Annotated in this window: 18 protein-coding genes and 3 pseudogenes; 17 read left to right on the top strand and 4 right to left on the bottom strand. The window is 42.9% G+C overall.

Annotated elements, in window-relative coordinates; all coding sequences use genetic code 11:
- The first annotated feature begins 276 nt into the window (after window positions 1–276).
- The 9 genes from KSO91_RS07680 to KSO91_RS07640 all read left to right on the top strand — a co-directional run bounded on the left by KSO91_RS07680 (window position 277) and on the right by KSO91_RS07640 (window position 8989).
- Window positions 277–1563, top strand: a complete 1287-nt coding sequence (locus tag KSO91_RS07680; protein ID WP_238742372.1) for a DEAD/DEAH box helicase — start codon at window positions 277–279, stop codon at window positions 1561–1563.
- A gap of 123 nt (window positions 1564–1686) precedes the next feature.
- Window positions 1687–2160, top strand: a complete 474-nt coding sequence (locus tag KSO91_RS07675) for a LabA-like NYN domain-containing protein (RefSeq protein WP_238742371.1) — start codon at window positions 1687–1689, stop codon at window positions 2158–2160.
- Window positions 2161–2513: 353 nt separating this feature from the next.
- The gene (eat, locus tag KSO91_RS07670) at window positions 2514–3863 is read left to right on the top strand and encodes an ethanolamine permease (RefSeq protein WP_238742370.1); all 1350 of its coding nucleotides are present in this window, start codon (window positions 2514–2516) and stop codon (window positions 3861–3863) included.
- A gap of 45 nt (window positions 3864–3908) precedes the next feature.
- On the top strand, window positions 3909–5312 hold the full coding sequence (locus KSO91_RS07665) for an ethanolamine ammonia-lyase subunit EutB (protein WP_238742369.1): 1404 nt from the start codon (window positions 3909–3911) through the stop codon (window positions 5310–5312).
- Complete coding sequence (gene eutC, locus KSO91_RS07660) at window positions 5309–6181, top strand: ethanolamine ammonia-lyase subunit EutC (RefSeq protein WP_238742368.1); 873 nt, start codon at window positions 5309–5311, stop codon at window positions 6179–6181. The genes KSO91_RS07665 and eutC overlap by 4 nt, the downstream gene beginning before the upstream one ends.
- 87 nt (window positions 6182–6268) lie before the next feature.
- Window positions 6269–6427, top strand: coding sequence for a hypothetical protein (locus KSO91_RS07655; protein ID WP_238742367.1), 159 nt, complete (start codon window positions 6269–6271; stop codon window positions 6425–6427).
- A 76-nt stretch (window positions 6428–6503) separates the two neighbouring features.
- The gene (locus KSO91_RS07650; protein WP_238742366.1) at window positions 6504–7670 is read left to right on the top strand and encodes an amino acid permease; all 1167 of its coding nucleotides are present in this window, start codon (window positions 6504–6506) and stop codon (window positions 7668–7670) included.
- Between the two features lie 160 nt (window positions 7671–7830).
- Complete coding sequence (locus tag KSO91_RS07645; RefSeq protein WP_238742365.1) at window positions 7831–8451, top strand: LysE family translocator; 621 nt, start codon at window positions 7831–7833, stop codon at window positions 8449–8451.
- Window positions 8452–8518: 67 nt separating this feature from the next.
- Window positions 8519–8989 carry a BamJ family beta-barrel-assembly machinery protein gene (locus KSO91_RS07640; RefSeq protein WP_238742364.1) on the top strand — a complete coding sequence of 157 codons (471 nt, stop codon included), beginning with the start codon at window positions 8519–8521 and terminating at the stop codon, window positions 8987–8989.
- Window positions 8990–9046: 57 nt separating this feature from the next.
- On the opposite strand, the gene KSO91_RS07635 is transcribed toward KSO91_RS07640, so the two are convergent.
- Entirely contained in the window at window positions 9047–9952 is a 906-nt protein-coding gene (locus KSO91_RS07635; protein WP_238742363.1) for a LysR family transcriptional regulator, read from the bottom strand.
- Window positions 9953–10108: 156 nt separating this feature from the next.
- On the opposite strand from KSO91_RS07635, the gene KSO91_RS07630 reads away from it, so the two are divergent.
- Window positions 10109–10822, top strand: a complete 714-nt coding sequence (locus tag KSO91_RS07630; RefSeq protein WP_238742362.1) for a pirin family protein — start codon at window positions 10109–10111, stop codon at window positions 10820–10822.
- 49 nt (window positions 10823–10871) lie between these two features.
- Here the strand turns inward: KSO91_RS07630 and KSO91_RS07625 are convergent, their stop codons facing one another.
- The 3 genes from KSO91_RS07625 to queG all read right to left on the bottom strand — a co-directional run bounded on the left by KSO91_RS07625 (window position 10872) and on the right by queG (window position 12982).
- Window positions 10872–11279 (bottom strand): DUF2750 domain-containing protein, encoded by a 408-nt coding sequence (locus KSO91_RS07625; RefSeq protein WP_238742361.1) that lies wholly within the window; start codon window positions 11277–11279, stop codon window positions 10872–10874.
- Window positions 11280–11424: 145 nt separating this feature from the next.
- Window positions 11425–11754, bottom strand: coding sequence for an antibiotic biosynthesis monooxygenase family protein (locus tag KSO91_RS07620; RefSeq protein WP_238742360.1), 330 nt, complete (start codon window positions 11752–11754; stop codon window positions 11425–11427).
- A gap of 118 nt (window positions 11755–11872) precedes the next feature.
- A complete protein-coding gene (gene queG / locus KSO91_RS07615; RefSeq protein WP_238742386.1) occupies window positions 11873–12982 on the bottom strand; it encodes a tRNA epoxyqueuosine(34) reductase QueG in 1110 nt (369 codons plus the stop codon).
- Window positions 12983–13079: 97 nt separating this feature from the next.
- On the opposite strand from queG, the gene KSO91_RS07610 reads away from it, so the two are divergent.
- The 7 genes and pseudogenes from KSO91_RS07610 to KSO91_RS07580 form a co-directional block, all read left to right on the top strand.
- Window positions 13080–14588 (top strand): NAD(P)H-hydrate dehydratase, encoded by a 1509-nt coding sequence (locus KSO91_RS07610; protein WP_238742359.1) that lies wholly within the window; start codon window positions 13080–13082, stop codon window positions 14586–14588.
- The gene (gene tsaE / locus KSO91_RS07605) at window positions 14582–15040 is read left to right on the top strand and encodes a tRNA (adenosine(37)-N6)-threonylcarbamoyltransferase complex ATPase subunit type 1 TsaE (protein ID WP_238742358.1); all 459 of its coding nucleotides are present in this window, start codon (window positions 14582–14584) and stop codon (window positions 15038–15040) included. The genes KSO91_RS07610 and tsaE overlap by 7 nt, the downstream gene beginning before the upstream one ends.
- A pseudogene (locus KSO91_RS17875) lies at window positions 15037–16371 on the top strand (N-acetylmuramoyl-L-alanine amidase); the annotation flags it as partial. The gene tsaE and the pseudogene KSO91_RS17875, both read left to right, overlap by 4 nt.
- A 1170-nt stretch (window positions 16372–17541) precedes the next feature.
- Window positions 17542–17685: pseudogene (locus tag KSO91_RS07595) on the top strand (LysM peptidoglycan-binding domain-containing protein); the annotation flags it as partial.
- Window positions 17686–17709: 24 nt separating this feature from the next.
- Window positions 17710–19563, top strand: coding sequence for a DNA mismatch repair endonuclease MutL (gene mutL / locus KSO91_RS07590; RefSeq protein ID WP_238742357.1), 1854 nt, complete (start codon window positions 17710–17712; stop codon window positions 19561–19563).
- The gene (gene miaA, locus KSO91_RS07585) at window positions 19556–20473 is read left to right on the top strand and encodes a tRNA (adenosine(37)-N6)-dimethylallyltransferase MiaA (protein ID WP_238742356.1); all 918 of its coding nucleotides are present in this window, start codon (window positions 19556–19558) and stop codon (window positions 20471–20473) included. Before mutL ends, miaA begins: the two co-directional genes overlap by 8 nt.
- A 307-nt stretch (window positions 20474–20780) precedes the next feature.
- Window positions 20781–20915 (top strand): annotated as a pseudogene (locus tag KSO91_RS07580) (DUF938 domain-containing protein); the annotation flags it as partial.
- Window positions 20916–21059 lie beyond the last annotated feature (144 nt).

The following is a 21059-nucleotide window of genomic DNA, read 5'->3' as shown; positions in this document are numbered from 1 at the left end:
GTTTTTAGCTGGTTTTTATTTTCACCAATTTCACGTGTTAAATGAACAAATAATGAGTAAATTTGGCATTGCATATCTCATCTAAATTAGATTATAAATTGAAGCACAACGTTAAAGTAAAAAAGACTACTTTTTTGCAAATCACATCATCTAGATTTAACCTATGTTGATGGCTTTTTATCTCAAGGGTGAGTGATTTAAATCGCTTATGGGCTATTGTTTGCTGTAAGCTTGCCAGCTATTTTGTTTTATCCATTTTATAAAAGAGACTAATCTATGAGTTTTGACTCCCTTAATCTGCCTGAAGAATTACTACGTGCTGTTAAGGAGCAGGGTTATACGGATCCTTCTCCTATTCAGGCTCAGGCAATTCCGGCTGTATTGGCAGGTAAAGATGTAATGGCTGCTGCGCAAACAGGCACTGGTAAAACGGCGGGTTTCACTTTACCGTTATTAGCATTACTAGAAAAAGGCGATCGCCCAAAACCGAACCAAGTAAGAGCGCTTATTTTAACGCCTACGCGTGAATTAGCGGCTCAAGTCCATGCGAGCGTAGCGACTTATGGGCGTTATACTAAACTACGCAGTGCGGTGGTTTTTGGCGGTGTTAAAATTAATCCACAAATGCAGTTGTTGCGTGGTGGACTGGACATACTGGTGGCAACACCGGGACGTTTACTGGATTTGTATAACCAAAACGCGGTGCGTTTTAAGCAGTTAGAAATTTTCATTTTAGATGAAGCTGATCGGATGCTCGATATGGGGTTTATCCACGATATTAAACGTGTGATCGGATTCTTACCGCCTAAACGTCAGAATCTACTCTTTTCTGCGACTTTCTCTGACGATATTCGTAAGCTGGCAAAAGGATTAGTGAATAATCCCGTCGAAATCTCGGTTAGTCCACGTAATACAACAGCCGAAAGCGTGACGCAGTCGCTTTATGAAGTCGATAAAACTAAAAAATCGATTGTGTTAAGCACCTTAATTAAAGACAACGATTGGAAGCAAGTATTGGTCTTTGTAAAAACCAAACATGGTGCTAATCGTTTAGTGAAAAATCTCGATGCGCGCGGTATCAATTCCGCCGCTATTCATGGCAATAAAAGCCAGGGAGCACGTACCAAAGCATTAGCAGAATTTAAAGCGGGACAAATTCAAGCGCTGGTGGCAACCGATATAGCGGCGCGCGGTATTGATATTGATCAACTGCCGCAAGTTGTTAACTTTGATCTGCCCCATGTGAGTGAAGACTACGTGCACCGTATCGGTCGTACCGGTCGAGCAGGTAACGATGGACAAGCCGTTTCATTGGTTTGCAATGAAGAATTTAAACTACTCAGAGATATTGAAAAACTGATCAAGAAAGAGATCCCACGTCATACTTTAAAGGGGTTTGAACCGGGTGAGCCGTTACCGCCTTCAGCATTGGATGCACATGCTGCTCACGCTAAAAAACCTAAGAAAGCACATGTGGGACATCGTGATGGACAACGCTCAGGACCGACTACGGGTAGCAATAAAAAGCAGCGCTCAGCCCGTACTAATTTTGTTGGCGGATAGCTTAACTAATCGCCATCAATAAATGCTTGGCGAAGGCTTAGATAACCGCTGTTATTTAAGCCTTTTTTAGAGCCATGAAGCGCTTCAATAGGCACTGTTTAGTATAAGTAATAGAAGGTTTTAATGAATAAAATAGCAGTCTTTGCCGATGTGCAAAATATCTATTACACCACCCGCCAAGCTTATGGAAAACAGTTCAACTATCGCAAGTTATGGCAGCAAATTGAGCTGCAGGGGGAGATTGTCAGCGCCTTTGCTTATGCCATTGATCGCGGCGATAACCAGCAGAAAAAATTCCAAGAGGTGCTCAAACATATTGGTTTTGAGGTCAAGTTAAAACCTTATATTCAGCGTTCTGACGGCACGGCTAAAGGTGACTGGGACGTTGGCATTACCATTGACATAATGGAAATGGCGGTGCAGGTTGATACTATTATTTTACTTTCTGGCGATGGGGATTTTGCTATTCTATTCGACAAAGTAAAACATACTTACGGAGTAAAAACAGAGAGTTATGGCGTGCCTCAGTTAACTGCAAAGGCATTAATCGATGCGAGTTCTATCTTTCATCCTATCGACAAGCAATTATTGCTCTAATGCTAGCGCTTAATATCCCTTGCTAAATTTCCATAAAAAACATTAAGTTTAGGCCTCCTCTAACCACTCTATTTCTGCATGTTTATCTGATAAGCGGGCAGTAGACTATTATTATTTAACTTACTTTTCTAGTAAAAGTGTGAACTCGCACATATCTAGTGCAGGCGTGCGCGCCCTCAGTGCAATTTACCCACCTATTTTGTAAGGTCAATCGATAACTTGTTGTTATTAATAGTTAATATTTTGTGGCCTGCTTTATGCTAAAGCCCTATCAATGGTGAAAATACATTTTCCGATGTATCCAGACTGATTCTTTGTAAAACCAATAAATATTGCAATAAGTAAGGGGTTAAATGATGCAAACCAATGAACTAAAAAAAACATTAGGGCCGGTCATGTTATGGGGGTTAGGGGTTGGATATGTTATTTCCGGCATGTATTTTGGCTGGAATTTAGGGCTCGCTGAAGGGGGCACATTAGGGCTCGGGATTGCAACGCTGTTTATTATTACGATGTATGTTTGCTTTACATTTTGTTATACGGAAATGGCGTGTGCAATTCCTAAAGCGGGTGGCGCATTTGATTATGCGGATCGTGCGTTAGGAAAAAAATGGGGGTTTATCGCGGGAATGGCACAAAATATTGAATTTGTTTTTGCGCCGCCGGCGATCGCATTTGCGATTGCAGCTTACCTTAATCTTTTTATTCCAGGTGACCATACGATTTTAATCGCTATTGTCACTTATCTTATTTTTACGGGGGTTAATATTGTTGGTGTACGTTTCGCTGCTACATTTGAGTTGTTGATTACGATTATTGCAGTAGGTGAATTACTTCTATTTACTGGTCTGACTCTTCCTCATGTTGAACTATCTAATTTAGCCGTAAATGCACTACCAAACGGAATTTCAGGTATTTTTGCTGCTATCCCTTTTGCTATTTGGTTCTTTTTGGCAATAGAGGGTGTTGCAAATGTAGCCGAAGAAACTGTTAATCCACAACGCAATATTAAACTTGGATTTGGTGCTGCATTAGCGACGCTGGTGACTTTATGTATTTTGGTCTTTATCTCTTCCGTTGGTGTAAATGGTTGGGAATCTGCTGTTTACGCAGCAGGATCAACTGAGGCACAAGATACGCCACTTGTTTTGATTCTATCGACAGTATTAGGTGAGAACTCACCCTTTGTCCATCTCGTTGCGGGTGTGGGTATATTTGGTTTAGTGGCTTCTTTCCATGGAATTTTACTTGCTGGTGGTCGTGCTACCTTTGAATTTGGTCGTGTTGGTTACTTTCCCAAAGCAATGAGTTATATCCACCCTAAGCTCAAAACTCCAGTCGTTGCATTATTGGCTAATACGGCTGTTGGTATCATTGCCTTATTCACGGGTAAGACGGGTGACATTATTACGCTTGCCTGTTTTGGCGCAATTGTGCTGTACGCTATTTCGATGGTTTCATTTATTAAATTACGTAAAGAAGAGCCTGAATTGGCGCGGCCATACCGCGTTAAGCACGGCATCCTAGCATCAAAAGTAGCATTAGTTATTGCTGTTGTTGCCTTGGTTTCGATTACTATCTTTAATTTAACGATAGCGGCGATCTTCTTCGGGATTATGGGGGTTAGCTTTATAATCTTTAATTTATCGGACAGCAATCGAGTAGCAGAACCAGATCAAACATTGGTTTCTAAAACAGCTTAATACCCATCTGCTAACGGCAGTATTTGCTGCCGTTAAGGACTCCTTATGACTCAGTATACTGCTTTGGCAGGCCATACTCGTTTTCAATTTAAAAATTTAGCGACGCTGATGGCCAAAGCAAGCCCATTGCGCAGTGGTGATATACTGGCGGGATTAGCTGCTGATAGTGCTCAAGAACGCGTTGCAGCACAACTCGCTTTGGCCGATGTACCACTTAAAAATTTTCTCAATGAGACGCTTATTCCCTATGAACAAGATGAGGTGACTCGCCTTATTATAGATAGTCATAATACGCTCGCCTTTGCACCTATTAGCCACTTGACTGTTGGCGATTTTCGTAACTGGTTGTTACGCTATGAAACCACCAGTGAGGAGCTACAGAAGGTAGCCGCGGGGATCACCCCTGAAATGGCTGCTGCTGTCAGTAAAATAATGCGTATCCAAGATCTGATTATGGTGGCCAGTAAATGCCAAGTTGTCACCAAATTTCGTAATACCATTGGCCTTAATAAAACCCTTTCAACGCGTTTGCAACCTAATCATCCAACGGATGATCCCGCTGGTGTTGCCGCAACCTTAATTGACGGGCTGCTCTATGGAAACGGTGATGCGGTGATCGGTATTAATCCTGCCACTGATAATTTACAAGCGGTGACCGAGCTGATGAAGATGTTGGATGATGTGATTCACCATTATCAAATCCCCACTCAATCCTGTGTATTAACCCATGTTACCACCCATATCGAAGCGATCAATCGTGGCGCGCCCGTTGATCTGGTTTTTCAGTCCATTGCTGGCACTGAAAAAGCGAACAATGGTTTCGGTGTCAGCTTGTCTATTTTGGACGAGGCTTATGATGCCGCATTAAGTCTAAAACGCGGTACTGTCGGCAATAATGTGATGTACTTTGAAACTGGGCAAGGCAGCGCTCTCAGTGCTAATGCTAATTTCGGAATCGATCAGCAAACCTGTGAGGCGCGAGCCTATGCGGTCGCTCGTCGTTATAACCCGTTACTTGTGAATACTGTGGTGGGGTTTATTGGACCGGAGTATTTATATAATGGCAAACAGATTATCCGTGCGGGTCTTGAGGATCATTTTTGTGGCAAGTTGTTAGGTCTGCCAATGGGGTGTGATATTTGTTACACCAATCATGCCGAAGCTGATCAAGATGATATGGATATGTTGCTCACTCAGCTTGCTACTGCCGGTGTTAATTTTATTATGGGGATCCCTGGCTCAGATGACATTATGCTTAATTATCAAACCACCTCTTTTCATGATGCACTTTATGCTCGTCAGCTGCTTGGGCTCAAACCAGCTCCTGAATTTGATTTTTGGTTACAAGAACAGGGGATCGTGGATCAATTTGGTCAGTTATTAGTCACTGATCATCTGCCAGATCCTTTTGCGCAAGCGGTTAACGATCAAATAAAGGTAGCATCATGAATTCCCAGATAGCAAAAACATTGATTAACAAAAAAGCAGCTTTAGATAACACTGCCGCACAGGTGCAGCTTAACCCTTGGCAGCATCTTCGCCACTATACGGACGCGCGCATTGCACTTGGACGTGCGGGTAACAGTTTACCCACACAGGCACACCTTGCTTTTCAATTGGATCATGCTAAAGCGCGTGATGCCGTGCACCTACCCTTGGATTATGAGCTGCTGGGGAAACAGTTACGTCAATTTGGTTTGCCTGTTATAACCCTTGCCAGTTGCGTAGATAATCGCGCAACTTACCTACAACGACCTGATTTAGGGCGAACCCTGTGTACAAAATCGATTGAGCAACTGCAAGGCTTTAGTCAATTGCAACGCCATATTTATGATCTTGTGATCGTGATAAGTGAAGGTTTGTCCTCTTTAGCGATCACTGAAAATATTGAAAAAATGCTTACTGAATTACTGCCTAGTCTCAATCAAATGGAGTTATCCATTGCACCTATTTGTATTGTACAACAGGGACGAGTAGCCGTTGCTGATGATGTCGGGGTTCATATTCAAGCGCGTATGACGGTTATTTTAATTGGCGAACGACCGGGTTTAAGTTCGCCCGACAGTTTAGGGATCTATTTCACTTATCATCCGGAGACTGGCTGCGCAGACTCTAAACGTAATTGCCTTTCCAATATTCGCCCTCGGGGCATGAGTTATCAGCAAGCTGTAGAACGATTAACTTATTTGATTAAGGAAGCCGATCAACGCGGCTATTCAGGGGTAACGCTTAAAGATGAAACCGAAGTGTCGGATCGCTCCGCGGTTGGGAAAAACTTTTTACTGCCGTTATTACGCAAGGAATATTCTGCCGAATAGTATCTACCCTGCGTGACACCGGCATATAGAAGTCAACGAATATCCTTCGCTTCTCGCAATTTTGCCAGAAAATTTTATGTTAATGCAATGAATCATACCAAAGTCTCCTCGGCTACTTTATTATGCCGCTCTGCAATAAAAAAGTACCTTACTCAATGTTTTCCTTGGAAACCGCTGATTTTAGCAAGTGGTCGCTTTATTGTGTTAACGCTAAACGTAAGCCGTTTTTACTCTTCTGTTGCTTAAGCTGCGGATAACAATCCGGAATCTGTCATAAGAACTGGCTTTTAGGAGTCGTTACTTTATCTATAAGGTTTAACTTTTGAATTCAAAATTAATGGGCGGAAGCCTACTTATCTCAGGCACCGCTTTAGGTGCGGGTATGCTCGCTATTCCCATGGTATTGGCGCAGTTTGGTTTGCTTTGGGGCTCGCTATTAATGCTACTTATCTGGATCGGTACAAGTTATGCCGCGCTATTATTACTTGAAGCGACAATAAAATCAGGGGGGGGGATTGGCATGAATAGTATTGCCCGTAAAACCTTAGGGAAAGAGGGGCAGTTGATAACCAATGTGCTGCTTTATTGTCTGGTTATCTGCTTGATGATCGCCTACATTGTCAGCGCGGCAGATCTGTTGCAAAAAGTATTGCAGAGTTGTTCAATTGATTTGGGCCTAGTCGATTGTCAGGTGATATTCACTTTTGTGGCCGGTTTCTTTGTCGCTCAAGGTACCGCTTCTATTGATAAGCTTAACCGTATTCTCTTTTTTATTATGCTGTTGGTACTCACGGTTAGCCTGCTTTATCTGCTACCGAATATCTCTTTTGCCCATTTAAATTTGTTTGATAGTGAAAATAAAATTGAGCTGTTTAGAAATAGTTCCGTGTTATTTACCAGCTTTGGTTTTATGGTGGTGATTCCCTCAGTGGTAAAATATAACAGCGGTGCCACTCATAAGCAGCTTCGAAATATGGTTCTTATTGGCGCGGCTATTCCGCTACTCTGCTACCTGCTTTGGCTCTTTGCTGTGGTGGGCAATTTACCTGCTGAACAGCTAGTGAAGTTTGCCAATGTTTCAGAATTAATTTCTGTACTTTCCTTGCGCCATAGTTATCTCGGTCCTATTTTATCTTTATTTACAGGGCTGGCTTTATTGACCTCTTTTCTTGGCGTGGCGATGTCACTGTTTGATCAAAACAGTGACCTCTTTAATAAAAATAAAATGATGACCTTTGTGCTGACTTTTTTATTGCCGCTGGTTGGTGCGTTATGGGCGAAAGAGCAGTTTATTAGCGTCTTAGGTTATGCTGGTATGATACTGGTCTTTTTGGCTGTTTTTGTGCCGATGGCGATGGTTTTAAAAGTCAGAACTGTGGCGTTTTCTTCTTTACTCGAAGGTGTTCATTATCAGGTTGCTGGTGGGCGTTTAGCCCTACTCGCAAGTTTTGCTTTTGGCGGTTTATTATTGTTATCACAGCTTTTTTAAATTAATGTTGTGAGCGGCAGTCAATCGCACTGCCGTTGTGCGGTTAGTAAGCCAAAGGGAAGCGAGCCGTAAACTTTTCTTACTCTCGCCAATAAAAGACTGTTTAGGCGATAGCACGCCTGTATAATAGGTTCTCACTTATATATCTGACGGAAGCTTAATGGATCATTCTGTTTTAATCTTATTTATTCCTACTTTCTTTGCTGTTTCTGCCACGCCTGGGCTTTGTATGACGTTGGCGATGACATTGGGCATGACGATTGGCGTACGCCGCAGTTTGTGGATGATTGCGGGGGAGTTGGTTGGTGTCGCTCTTGTTTCTCTGTTTGCATTGATTGGTGTTGCTACTATCCTACTGGCCCGGCCCAATCTTTTTTTACTACTGAAATATTTAGGGGGCGCTTATCTCTTTTATTTGGGCGTACAGCTATGGCGTTGCCGCGGTAAAATGGCCGTATCGATCGATGCTGATACGCAGATAAATATTGCACCTTTAGCGCTTGTTATGCAGGGGTTTGTTACCGCTATTGCTAATCCCAAAGGATGGGCATTTATGATCTCGTTATTGCCGCCCTTTATTAATGCTAATCAGCCCCTCTATCCACAAGCGACGATTCTCATTGCGCTGATATTGTGTCTTGAACTGTTGTGCTTGCTACTTTACGCAACAGGCGGACGTACACTTCGCAAGCTGTTGCAGCAGGGCGGTAATGTGGTCATTATGAATCGGGTTGCTGGCAGTATGATGATAGCTGTGGCAGGATGGCTAGTGCTTGTTTAATACGTAGAGTGCGCAACGCAGCACTCTGCCACTGTCATTTTTAAATTAAATAAATAAGGTTTTTAGTATGTCAAAGATTATCATTGTAGCGCTTATTTTAGTGGCTCTTTTTTTCGTTTTTCAACGTTTTAGCAGCAGTAAAAATGCACCGCAAAACATTCAGATTGGCGTTGAGTTTCTTGCTGATAATGGACAACAAGAGGGGGTTGAAAGCACCGCGTCTGGACTGCAATATGTAATATTAACAAAGGGTGAGGGTACAGTCCATCCAACGGCGAAGAGTAATGTCAAAGTACATTATCATGGGACATTAATCGATGGCACTGTCTTTGATAGTTCGGTGGATCGTGGTGAACCGATCTCTTTTGGCCTGAATCAAGTGATCGCTGGTTGGACTGAAGGGGTGCAGTTGATGGTTGTTGGTGATAAATTTCGTTTTTATATTCCCAGCAATCTAGCTTACGGTAATCGTGCTGCGGGGAAAATTCCGGCTGGTTCTCTGCTGATTTTTGATGTTGAATTAATTGCGATCAACTAGATGAAAAGCTTATAGCTGGCTCTATTATATAAATACAGCCAGCGCAATGAAGCTTGTTTAACAGTGAATTATATTTTTTCTGGCGATCAGCATCTCTCGAACCGTTTTTAATGCTTTGCCTTGATTGACGACCTTCCATGCTAAACACAGAGGCACTATCGGAGTAGCCTGCTCTATTGCTAGCTCAACCAGTTCTCCACTGTGTAAATATTGTTGAATGCGCTGACGCGGTAAAAAGCCATAACCTATACCGGCTAACTGTGCGTTAATTTTGTATTCCAAACTCGGCACATAAAAATATTGATCTTCACTGATCACTGCACTGCTATTCGCTATCCACTGCTGCGCAGTATCGTGTGCGACGACTGCCCGGTAACGCGCAATCACTTCATTGCTTAATGGTTGTTGATGTTTAGTTAAGGGATGATCTGGGCTAACCACAAAGACGGGATTAAAATCGCATAGATGCAGGGTCTGGATCCCTTTTTGTTTTGGAATTGGATTTGAGGCACCGATAATCATATCGATCTTGTCTTCTACTAGCGATTCCCATGCGCCATTCATTATCTCCTCACTAATATCCATTTTGATAGTAGGGTGCAATTTTAGAAAATCATTCAGCACAGAAAAGACTGCGCTACTGGGCAGTATTGACTCTATCGCAATATTTAACTTGGGTTCCCAGCCATTAGAGATGGTTTGTGTTTTGACCGTGAGTCGCTCAACGGCGTCAAGAATTAAGCGTCCCTCATTGAGTAAGTTTTTACCGGCCGGGGTTAATACTGAGCGTCTTCCCTGTTTTTGGTAAATGGTTACTTGCAACTGCTCTTCTAGTTTTTGCACTATATAGGAGAGTGCAGAGGGGACTTTATTGAGCAGCTCTGCTGCAGATGCATAACTACCGCGTTTATCAATCGCATCCAAGACAGTGAGCGCTTCAAGGGTAATCGGTAACTGCGGCATATAAAACAGACCTTTTGAAAAAGAAAAAAATTGTTCAAATATTTTGAACAGATAACCTTAATTTAATGCCTTATTAAAAAAGAAGCAATGCATATACTGTGCTTATAGGAAGTGGCAGCTAAAATGTGAGTCACTAATTCATAAGGTATTTATTATATGATTAAAGCGATCCGTTATTCAGACTTAGGACACGCCGATCACGGTTGGTTACAAAGCCGTTTTCATTTTAGTTTTGCCGATTATTACAATCCTAAGCGCATGGGATTTGGTAAGTTAAGGGTAATTAATGATGATTTGATTAAGCCCGGTTATGGCTTTGATCTGCATCCGCATAAAAATATGGAAATAATTAGTTATATCCGCAGTGGCGCTGTCTCTCATCAAGATAGTGAGGGTAATAAAGGCATAACCAATGCGGGAGAAATCCAAGTAATGAGCGCAGGAAGTGGGATTCTCCACTCTGAGTATAATTTAGGTCAAACTCCCTTGACCCTTTATCAGATTTGGATTGAAACGGATAAAGTTAACGTGAGACCGCGCTGGGAAACACAAAAATTTCCTATTAAGCCGGTGACAACCGAATTGCCTTTGTTGGTGTCTGGGTTTGTCGATGAGCAAGCGGATGCTTTGTTTATCAATCAGAAAGCGCGTATTTTTGGTGGCTGTTTAAAGCACGGGACAGTGCTCACGCAGAACATCAGCGGGCAGGCTTATTTACTTATATCAGAGGGGAATTTTTCAGTTTCTAGCGGCTCTGATAACAAGATTACGCTTAATAAAGGTGATGCTGCTGAGCTGACAGATATAAAAGAATTAATAATAGAAGCGCTGGTTGATGCCGAGATTATTTTAATTGATCTGCCAAATTAAGTGCATAATTGGATAAAAAATAAGTTAATGGTTTCTTATCCAATTTCTTTTAATGTTGTTTTTTATGCGAATTTTTCTTCGCGTGTTGCTGCAGCTCTAAATCAAATTCATCAGGGAAAAATATCAGGCCTTCACAGTTTTGATCGGGAAAAACCACAATCGCGAGCTCATCACCCTCAAGGCCATGTGTCCAACGGTTGTGCCATTTTTCGAGTGATATCGACTCTGCTTTACAGTGCGACCATTCTTCTGTGGCCCAAGCTTGAGCAAACTCTTTATTTGGCCAAACAGGCACGCAATCTTCTTCCTCGGTATTAAGCATGACGCAGCCGTGCTCATCAATTAACAACCAAATTTCTTTGTTTTTTAGTACTTCTTTAATAAGGTACTGATAACGCTGTTGCGCATCATATTGTTGAATCTTTTGGATCTGTTGGTCATCTAATTGTTCGCTCATAAAAGCAGCTCCTGTATGCACAAAAATGAAGAATATGCAGGATAATTGAAAATTTCGGATACGTCTGTATATTTTTGAAAAATGAGAGGTGCTATCACAGTTAATGCTTGCCTCTATTTGGCGATAGAGAAACAAGCAATTTGTATTAGGGAAGCAGGTGCGGCTGGCTTAATCCGGTGGCCATGAGATGATCAAGCATCGGTACCATCGCAATCGGGGGATAGGCTTTGCTAATTGCATTGATCATTTTAATTCGTGCATTTTCATGACTATCTTTTAAGTTTTGTGCGTTGATAAAATGCTTTTCGCTTACCCACTGGCTGTAAGATAGCCATTGATTATCTTTAGTTTTATGTAAACGAGATCCCAGTGCCCCATATTTTTCAATATTGCGCTGGATTATTTCAGACCAGCCCTCTTTAAATGATTGTTCATATCCCGGTTTGAGTTCCCAATGAAAAAGTACAGCAATCATAAAACCTCCAAATTGTGGCTGACAGAGAGTTAATTTATCGTTGCAAATGAGCTCTGTAAGTTTTTGCGACAATCACCATTCTGTCAAGCTAGCGTGTAAAGTATAAGTGTGTAAGCAATCACGCATCGCGTGGCAAACCTTTTTCTATTGCATTGATTAGGCGCAGAGTGAGACGTTCGTTCGCTATTAGGCTGTGTTGTTGATGCTCTGCTAGTGCCCAAGTTATATGCTCATTAACTAATGGCGAATCGCAACAAGCGAGTTTATCTTTTAACGCGTTAACGACAGCTTCATTGGATGGCGCGTTGCCTAAGGCAACGGCGATATTGCGCAACCAGCGTTGATAACCGATACGACGGATAGGGGAGCCTTCCGTATTGCTTAAAAATTCAGATTCGCTCCAGTTAAAGAGCGTTAATAAAGGCTGTTTATCGAGCTGTTGACGGGCTTGATAGTCAGTTTCTTGGGTGGTGTTGGCAAAGCGATTCCAAGGACAAATTAATTGGCAGTCATCACAGCCATAAATACGGTTGCCGATAGCCTTGCGAAATTCAATCGGAATAGCGCCTTGCAGTTCAATCGTAAGGTAAGAGATACAGCGTCGCGCATCAACAATATAGGGCGCGACGATTGCTTGTGTTGGACAAATTTTTAAGCAGGCAACACAGGACCCACAGCGGTTCTCGACGGGTTGATCAATGGGCAGGGGCAGATCAACCAATAATTCACCGACAAAAAACCAAGATCCCGATTTGCCGTCAATTAAAAGTGAGTGCTTACCGACCCAGCCAAGGCCCGCCTTTTCAGCAAGTGGTCGTTCCAAGATAGGAGCGCTATCAACAAAAGGGCGATAACCGAGTTGACCAACTTCTTGTTCAATTTTTTGCCCTAGCTGTTTAAGTTTTTTGCGCATCACTTTGTGGTAATCTCGGCCTAAGGCATAACGGCTGATATAAGCAATATTTTTGTCTTTTAAGGTGCGCGCAAATGCGGCGTTGTCAGGCAGGTAGTCCATACGCACTGAGATAACACGCAGTGTGCCGGGATGAAGTTCGTCTGGACGCGCACGCTTCATGCCGTGTTTTTGCATATAGTCCATTTCACCATGGTAGTGGTTATCTAACCATTGCTGTAATGTGCTTTCATGCTGTTTAAGATCAATATCTGCGATCCCCACTTGTTGAAAACCAAGTGTTTTGCCCCACTGTTTGATACTTTCAGAGAGCATCGTTAAATCGAACTTAACTATTTCCAATTTCTTTTTAATTGCAGTGCTTTCAACTATATTTGTAGGGCTTGTCATTTTTACTCTCAATAGGATATTTATGCTTTCTAAACAGATAAAAACCAACAACAGTTTACCACACTCTTTATATTGTGGTCAGCAGATCAAAGATTTTGAAGGACAAGCAGCTGTATTGGCTAGCACTACTTTATATGAATTAATGACGCGAGCCGGAGAGGCTTGTTATGGCGTTTTTAAGAACCATTTTAGTGATGCCAAACAGTTATTAGTTTTAGTCGGAAAAGGCAATAATGGCGGTGATGGTTATATCTTTGCGACAATGGCTAAAGAAGCCGGGCTATCTGTACAGCTTTGTCAAATGGGCCATTCGACAGCGTTAACCGGGAATGCTGCGCAGGCGAGTCGCGCATGGGAAAAACAGCACGGGGTGATTGAGGGAATTGAGCAAGCCGATTTTACACGTGCAGATGTCATTATAGATGCCTTACTGGGTACCGGTTTATCGGGCAATGTTAGTCCTGAATATCAGTCTTTGATTAATAAAATCAATCAAAGCGCTAAACGCGTACTGAGTATTGATATTCCTTCTGGTCTCAATGCAGATACAGGAGCCGTGAGCAATGTAGTCGTTAAGGCGGATGTCACTGTTTGCTTTGTTGGTTTAAAACAGGGACTTTTTACTGGCCGCGGCTGCGATTATTGTGGGCAGATCTATTTTTCAGGCTTGGGTATCGAGGAGCAGTTTACTGCTTTATCGACAAGTCGCGTTACGCGAATAAGTTATAGCGACTTGGCGTATCTATTAACCCCGCGCAATCGCTGTAGCCATAAAGGCTCTTTTGGTAAAACCTTAATCATTGGCGGCAATTTAGGCATGACTGGTGCGGTGCGTCTTGCTGGGGAAGCGGCGTTGCGTACGGGATCTGGATTGGTAAAAATATTAACCCGAGAAGAAAGTCGTTTTGCCCTGCTCGCTGGATGCCCTGAATTAATGGTAAATGCCTTTGATCTGCAAAAAAAAGACAACCGTGTATTATATAATTGGGCAACTAATTTAGTCATTGGCCCCGGGTTAGGACAAGATGATTGGGCAAAATTTCTTTTCGATTTAATATTAGGCAGTGATTTAGCGACTGTTATTGATGCCGATGGGTTAACGCTTCTGGCAGATAATCCCCATTGTAAAAAAAACTGGATTTTAACGCCACACCCAGGTGAAGCATCTAAGCTACTGGGCTGCTCTGTTGAACAAGTCGAAGAAAATCGTTTTACTGCGGTGCGAAATTTGCAACAGCGGTTTGGTGGCGTGGTGATTTTAAAAGGGGCGGGGACGTTAATTTGTGACGGCCGACAAATCTATCTCGCTAATGTTGGCAATCCGGGGATGGCAAGTGGTGGCATGGGGGATGTGCTTTCTGGTATTATAGGTGGTTTATTAGCTCAGGGGTTAAATTTACAGCAAGCGGCAACGTTTGCAGTATGCATCCATGGTCTTGCAGGCGATTTAGCCGCAGGGCAAGAAGAGCGCGGTTTATTGGCCAGTGATCTTTTCCCTTATATCAGGAAATTAGTTAATCCATCATGTTGAATTTGTTTAAAGAAAAATTGGCCGATGCCAAACAGACGGTTGCTTTTGGCGGACGATTAAGTGCGGCTTGTGATGAGCCAGTCTGTATCTATCTACATGGTGAATTAGGCGCGGGGAAAACCACCTTAACACGTGGATTTATACAGGCCCTAGGGCATGTTGGTAAGGTTAAAAGCCCCACTTATACGCTGGTTGAACCTTACGAACTAGCGGATTGGCAAGTTTATCATTTTGATTTGTACCGTTTAGGCGATCCGGAAGAACTTGAATTTATGGGAATCCGTGATTATTTCACTCACACCAGCCATTGCTTAGTCGAATGGCCTGAGCGTGGTGAAGGGGTTTTACCACAAGCGGATATTGATTTAACACTTTCTTATGTCGGTGAGCAACGCACAGTTGAGCTGCGGGCAAATACAGAGATAGGTTTACGCGTTTTGAGTAAATTATGAAATTAATAATCGATTTTATTATCCGCACCTTTTCTTTACTTGTTTGGTGTTCGCTTGGCTTGTTGTCGCTTAGTTGTGCGGCGCAAGCTAATCAATTGAAAGCGGTAAGAACCTGGCCATCGCCAGATAGTACGCGTGTTGTGTTAGATCTTTCTAATAAACCCGATTATGAACTCCATTATTTAACTCATCCAGATCGCGTCGTTATCGATCTTCAATCAACGCTCAGCAAGTTTAATTTAAAGACTTTGGTTAATGATGGTCCGCTGGTTAATAACTTGCGCGAAAGCGCCAGTGGTCAAAAAGGCACTTATCGCTTAGTGATCGATTTAAATCAAGCCAGTAAAGCGAAAGTATTTACATTGCCCCCTGCCGCGCCCTATGGCCATCGCTTAGTGGTCGATTTACCGCATCAGCAATTAGCCACTATTCCGGTTGTTAAGCCGATCAAGCCTTCCACCCTAGTCGGGCGGGATATCATTATCGCTATTGATGCCGGACACGGTGGCGAAGACCCCGGTGCAATAGGTAAGTACACTTATGAGAAAAACGTAACCTTGGAAATTTCCAAGCGTTTGCAGGCGATTATTAATCGCCAAAAAGGGATGAGTGCTTTCTTAATTCGCACCGGTGATTATTTTGTTAATTTAAATAAACGCTCTGTCATTGCGCGCAAAGGTAAAGCTGATTTTTTAGTCTCTATCCATGCTGATGGTTTCACTTCAAGTCGGCCTGATGGGGCATCAGTCTGGGTTTTATCTAACCGCCGCGCCACCACTGAATTGGGGCGCTGGATGGAAAAAAATGAAGCGCATTCAGAACTGCTGGGTGGTGCTGGAGATCTGATTCAAGGCTCAAGTAGTGTGCCATTTTTGACCGAAATGTTTTTAGATATGTCTATGGGGAATGCCATGGATGTCGGCTATCACGTGGGGGACTTGGTGGTTAATGAATTAAAACAAGTGACCAAACTGCATAAGAAAAAACCTGTCCATGCTAGTTTAGCCGTCTTAAAATCACCCGATATTCCTTCTATTTTAGTGGAAGCTGGTTTTATTACTAACCGCGCAGAGGAAAGGTTATTAAATAAATCTAGCCATCAAAATAAAATTGCTAATGCAGTGTTTAATGGTATTTATAAGCATTTTACAGAAGCACCACCACAACATACGTTGTTTGCGCAGAAAAAACGTGCCATCAAGCATACCGTGCGTAGCGGTGAGTCATTATCCTTGTTAGCGACGCGTTATAGCGTCACGGCCAATGAATTGCGCGGCTATAACGATTTAAAATCGACCGCATTACGTGTTGGCCAGGTAATAAAAATCCCACCTAACTATCAGTTAGTGGTAAAACAAGATCCAGTGCGCTTAGTCACCACCAGACAACAAAAAATGCGTATTCATAAGGTTAAACGCGGCGAGTCATTGTCTGTGATTGCCGCTAACTACGGCATGAGCAGCAGTACATTACAGAAATATAATCACCTGCGTTCAACCTCTTTGGCGATTGGCCAGAAAATAAAAATCCCAGGTGATTATGTTGCTGTTGCACCCGCGCCGAAATCCGATATTGTGATCACTAAACTGCCGGTTGTACATAAGGTTAAACGCGGTGAGTCATTGTCTGTGATTGCCGGCAAATACGATACCACCACAAGCGCATTGAAACGTTATAATAATCTGCGTTCAACCTCCTTGGCGATTGGGCAGACTATTAATATTCCCGGAGGGGGAATTGATATCGCAGCGCTTTCTCAAGCACCAGCTATTATTGCTAAACCCGTAGTGCATCAGGTAAAAAGCGGTGAGTCACTGTCTGTGATTGCGAGCAAATACGATACCACCACAAGCGCATTGAAACGTTATAATAATCTGCGTTCAACCTCCTTGGCGATTGGGCAGACTATTAATATTCCCGGAGGGGCAATTGATATCGCAGCGCTTTCTCAAGCGCCAGCTATTATTGCTAAACCAGTCGTGCATCAGGTAAAAAGCGGTGAGTCACTGTCTGTGATTGCCGCCAAATACGATACCACCACAAGCGCATTGAAACGTTATAATAATCTGCGTTCAAGTGTCTTGGCGATCGGTCAGGAAATTAATATTCCAGGTGATAATATTGCCCGCGCAGCAGCTAAAGAGAATCGCATATTAACTAGACCCGCTTCTGTACACCGAGTTAAAAGTGGTGAGTCATTATCTGTGATTGCTAGCCATTACGGCACAACGACAGAGAACTTAAGAGAACATAATCAGTTGCGAACGACTTCTCTGCTTATTGGCCAGCGAATCAACATCCCTCGTGCAGGTTATATCAGTCCAGCTCATGTGCAAAAAGCAGATCCAACAGTACATAAAGTGAAAAGTGGCGAATCACTCTCTGTGATTGCCAGTTATTACGGTACGACGACTTCTGACTTAAAAAGATATAATAAAATGAGGTCTAGCACACTGTTAGTCGGACAAAAAATAAAAATCCCAACTTCTATGGGGCAATTAACCAAACATAAAGTGCGCAGTGGGGAGTCACTTTCAGTGATCGCCAATCGTTATGGTACGACGACGGATCTGCTAAAATCATTTAATCAATTACGCTCAAATTCATTATTGATTGGGCAAGTATTAACTATCCCCGTTACTTAACTTTTTTCTGGATTATCTGTATTTATGCCTATTCAAATTTTACCTGCACGACTGGCCAACCAAATCGCCGCTGGTGAGGTGGTTGAACGTCCTGCATCAGTTGTTAAGGAGTTGATTGAAAACAGCTTAGATGCGGATGCTACACAGATAGAGATAGATATCGATAAAGGGGGGGCAAAATGCATCCGCATTAAGGATAACGGTAACGGGGTTTGCAAAGACCAGCTTACTTTAGCATTAAGTCGCCATGCCACCAGTAAAATAAGTAATTTAGATGATTTAGAAGCTATTGTTAGTTTGGGGTTTCGCGGAGAGGCGCTCGCGAGTGTCAGCTCTGTTTCTCGTCTAACGTTCACCTCCAAACCAGCTACTCAAGAGCAAGCTTGGCAAGCGATTGCCGAAGGGCGTGATATGCAGGTGCAGATCCAACCTGCCGCCCATCCGCAAGGCACGACGGTGGAAGTGTTAGATCTTTTTTTTAATACCCCCGCACGGCGGCGCTTCCTGAAAACAGAGAAAACCGAATTTCAACATATAGATGAACTTGTGCGGCGTATCGCATTAAGTCGTTTTGAAATCACTTTTGTTTTAAAGCATAACGGCAAAATTATTCGCCAATACCGTGCGGCGCAAACTCAGATACAGAAGGAAAAACGGCTTGCCGCTATCTGTAGTGATAGTTTCGTAAAAGGCGCGTTACATTTTCAAAATAGTGACAATGACCTGCACATATCGGGGTGGATATGCGATAGTATTTCAGCTCGTTCATTAGCTGATGTGCAATACTGTTATATCAATGGGCGGGTAATTCGCGATAAATTAATTAATCATGCGATACGGCAAGTTTACGCTTATTCATTGCCTGAGGGGAAATTCCCCGCTTACGTTATTTATATACGCTGTGAACCAGCGCAAGTGGATGTTAATGTGCATCCCTCTAAACATGAAGTACGCTTTCATCAAGCTCGTTGGGTACATGATTTTATTGTCAGTACCTTGAGTGAAACACTTAGCCAATCCGCTTCCAGTGAAAATGTCCCATTAAGGCCAGCAGCGGGCAAAAAAACCGAGCACGATTATTTACCGCTGCAACAGAACGGCAGTGCATCTGAGGCTCGTTACTCTAAAGAGCCCCTATTCTCCAATGGCTCCGCCAGCTATGGCAATTATGCCAAAACTAACCTAGATCCTGCACAAATTGATGCTTACTGTGACTTTGTGCGCGAAGCCCATCAGCCGATATTCGAGTCAGAACATAAGCACAAGGACCACGCTGCATTAGGAACGTTTGTTAGCTTAATTGCGGATGACTATGGACTGCTTAAGCTCAATCCCGAGCAACAGTTGCTTAACGGCACTTCACCTTTATTGGTCTTATCATTAAATAGAGCGGACGCCGTGGTTAAGCAGACTCAACTGTTTAGTGCTTGGTCAAATGGCGAGGTAATAGCGCAACCGCTCTTATTGCCGGTGCGCATTCAACTAACAGCAGATCTATTACAAATCAGCTCAGATTTCCAGCAACTTTTTGAGCGTTTAGGTTTTGCCTTTAAAATACAAGCTAACAAGCTGATTATTAGTAAAGTGCCGGCAATATTGCGACAAATGCCTGTTGCTAAAATTCTACCTATATTATTAGCTTATCTGGGTGCAGTGGACAAAAACATGAGTGGGCCCCAAGTAAACGATTTTTGTGCGTTTTTAGTGAAGACATCAAAGCAAACGGTCGTTGATAAAAAACACTGGACGCTGCAAAATGCTTCATTATTGTTAGATTTATTCGTTAATTTATTCCCCGACGATTTAAAAAATCAGCAGGAATTTCTCTTTAATGATCCTGATTTAACGTTATTACTGCAAGGTTTTTCAGATGAGTAACTACCCAACCGCGCTATTTTTAATGGGGCCAACGGCTTCAGGGAAAACCGATTTAGCGATCAAACTAGCACAGCAATGCCATTGTGAAATTATCAGTGTCGATTCTGCACTTATTTATAAGAGCATGGATATCGGTAGCGCCAAACCGGACAAGCAAGAACTGCAAAAAGTCCCACATGCACTGGTGGATATTATTGATCCCCTTGAATCTTACTCGGCTGGTGATTTTCGCAACGATGCGCTGCGTTTGATGAAAGAGATCACCGCCCGTGGTAATACGCCGCTGCTGGTGGGTGGCACGATGCTTTATTACAAAGCTTTAGTGGATGGTTTGTCGCCACTGCCGAGTGCCGATCCGGTTATTCGAGCGGCTATTGAAAAACAGGCTGAACTGAACGGCTGGCAAGCGCTCCATGATTTATTGAAAGAGATAGATCCAGTTTCTGCGGCGCGTATCCATGTTAACGATCCTCAGCGTTTATCACGAGCTATCGAGGTGTATCGGATATCTGGCAAAAGTTTAACGGCGCTAACGCAGATTAAAAGTGATCCTATCCCTTACACTATTAAGCAGTTTGCGATTGCGCCGAGTGACAAAGCGGCATTGCATGCGCGCATCGAGCTGCGTTTTCGTTTAATGTTAGAGGCCGGTTTTGAACAAGAAGTGCAAGCTTTATATAATAGAGGTGATCTACACCTTAATTTACCATCAATGCGCTGTGTCGGTTATCGGCAAATGTGGGAATATTTACAAGGCACCATGGATTATGATGAAATGGTGTTTCGCGGAATAGTGGCAACTCGGCAATTAGCTAAAAGGCAAATGACCTGGTTACGTGGTTGGAAAGATATTACTTGGTTGGAAACGGGAAGTGCAGAGAACTTTGAACTGATTAAAGCAGTGCTATAAGTCGAGCCAGTCATTTGCCTGCGGCAATGCTTTCTATTAAAAGGATTGGGGGTTACGTGGTTGGAAAGATATTACTTGGTTGGAAACGGGAAGTGCAGAGAACTTTGAACTGATTAAAGCAGTGCTATAAGTCGAGCCAGTCATTTGCCTGCGGCAATGCTTTCTATTAAAAGGATTGGGGGTTACGTGGTTGGAAAGATATTACTTGGTTGGAAACGGGAAGTGCAGAGAACTTTGAACTGATTAAAGCGGTGCTATAAGTCGGATAATGTGGCTTCGAGCAAAGCTGTACTGAAGGTAATTAATTATGCAAATACAGACTTTTTCACAGGCCTGTGAAAACAATAAAAATCCAATTTATACTGTTTTAGCCGCACAGCTTAAGGACATATCCCATGTGCTGGAGATCGGCAGTGGAACGGGGCAGCATGCTGCTTTTTTTGTTTGCCCAGCAAAGCAGGCAAACCCGCTCACTTGCAAGAGAGTGAGATCACCCTGATTGAGGGGAAGATAATCCGAATGGCAAGGGCGTCACTGGCTAACGGTGGGGTCTGAAGGAAGCCATAGGAAGTTAGAAGTACACAAC

This window comes from Psychromonas antarctica, assembly GCF_022267535.1.
GTDB lineage: Bacteria > Pseudomonadota > Gammaproteobacteria > Enterobacterales > Psychromonadaceae > Psychromonas > Psychromonas antarctica.
Note: the sequence above shows the minus strand (reverse complement) of the source record. Positions and strands in the feature narration are given on the sequence as shown.

Bases quoted from the DNA above. Each gene is read 5' to 3' on its own strand.
- KSO91_RS07655 (WP_238742367.1), top strand. From the start codon at position 6,269: ATGAATCATACCAAAGTCTCCTCGGCTACTTTATTATGCCGCTCTGCA.
- mutL (WP_238742357.1), top strand. From the start codon at position 17,710: ATGCCTATTCAAATTTTACCTGCACGACTGGCCAACCAAATCGCCGCT.
- KSO91_RS07630 (WP_238742362.1), top strand. From the start codon at position 10,109: ATGATTAAAGCGATCCGTTATTCAGACTTAGGACACGCCGATCACGGT.
- queG (WP_238742386.1), bottom strand. From the start codon at position 12,982: ATGCTCTCTGAAAGTATCAAACAGTGGGGCAAAACACTTGGTTTTCAA.
- eat (WP_238742370.1), top strand. From the start codon at position 2,514: ATGATGCAAACCAATGAACTAAAAAAAACATTAGGGCCGGTCATGTTA.
- KSO91_RS07680 (WP_238742372.1), top strand. From the start codon at position 277: ATGAGTTTTGACTCCCTTAATCTGCCTGAAGAATTACTACGTGCTGTT.
- KSO91_RS07625 (WP_238742361.1), bottom strand. From the start codon at position 11,279: ATGAGCGAACAATTAGATGACCAACAGATCCAAAAGATTCAACAATAT.
- KSO91_RS07665 (WP_238742369.1), top strand. From the start codon at position 3,909: ATGACTCAGTATACTGCTTTGGCAGGCCATACTCGTTTTCAATTTAAA.
- KSO91_RS07620 (WP_238742360.1), bottom strand. From the start codon at position 11,754: ATGATTGCTGTACTTTTTCATTGGGAACTCAAACCGGGATATGAACAA.
- KSO91_RS07645 (WP_238742365.1), top strand. From the start codon at position 7,831: ATGGATCATTCTGTTTTAATCTTATTTATTCCTACTTTCTTTGCTGTT.
- KSO91_RS07675 (WP_238742371.1), top strand. From the start codon at position 1,687: ATGAATAAAATAGCAGTCTTTGCCGATGTGCAAAATATCTATTACACC.
- tsaE (WP_238742358.1), top strand. From the start codon at position 14,582: ATGTTGAATTTGTTTAAAGAAAAATTGGCCGATGCCAAACAGACGGTT.
- KSO91_RS07635 (WP_238742363.1), bottom strand. From the start codon at position 9,952: ATGCCGCAGTTACCGATTACCCTTGAAGCGCTCACTGTCTTGGATGCG.
- miaA (WP_238742356.1), top strand. From the start codon at position 19,556: ATGAGTAACTACCCAACCGCGCTATTTTTAATGGGGCCAACGGCTTCA.
- eutC (WP_238742368.1), top strand. From the start codon at position 5,309: ATGAATTCCCAGATAGCAAAAACATTGATTAACAAAAAAGCAGCTTTA.
- KSO91_RS07640 (WP_238742364.1), top strand. From the start codon at position 8,519: ATGTCAAAGATTATCATTGTAGCGCTTATTTTAGTGGCTCTTTTTTTC.
- KSO91_RS07610 (WP_238742359.1), top strand. From the start codon at position 13,080: ATGCTTTCTAAACAGATAAAAACCAACAACAGTTTACCACACTCTTTA.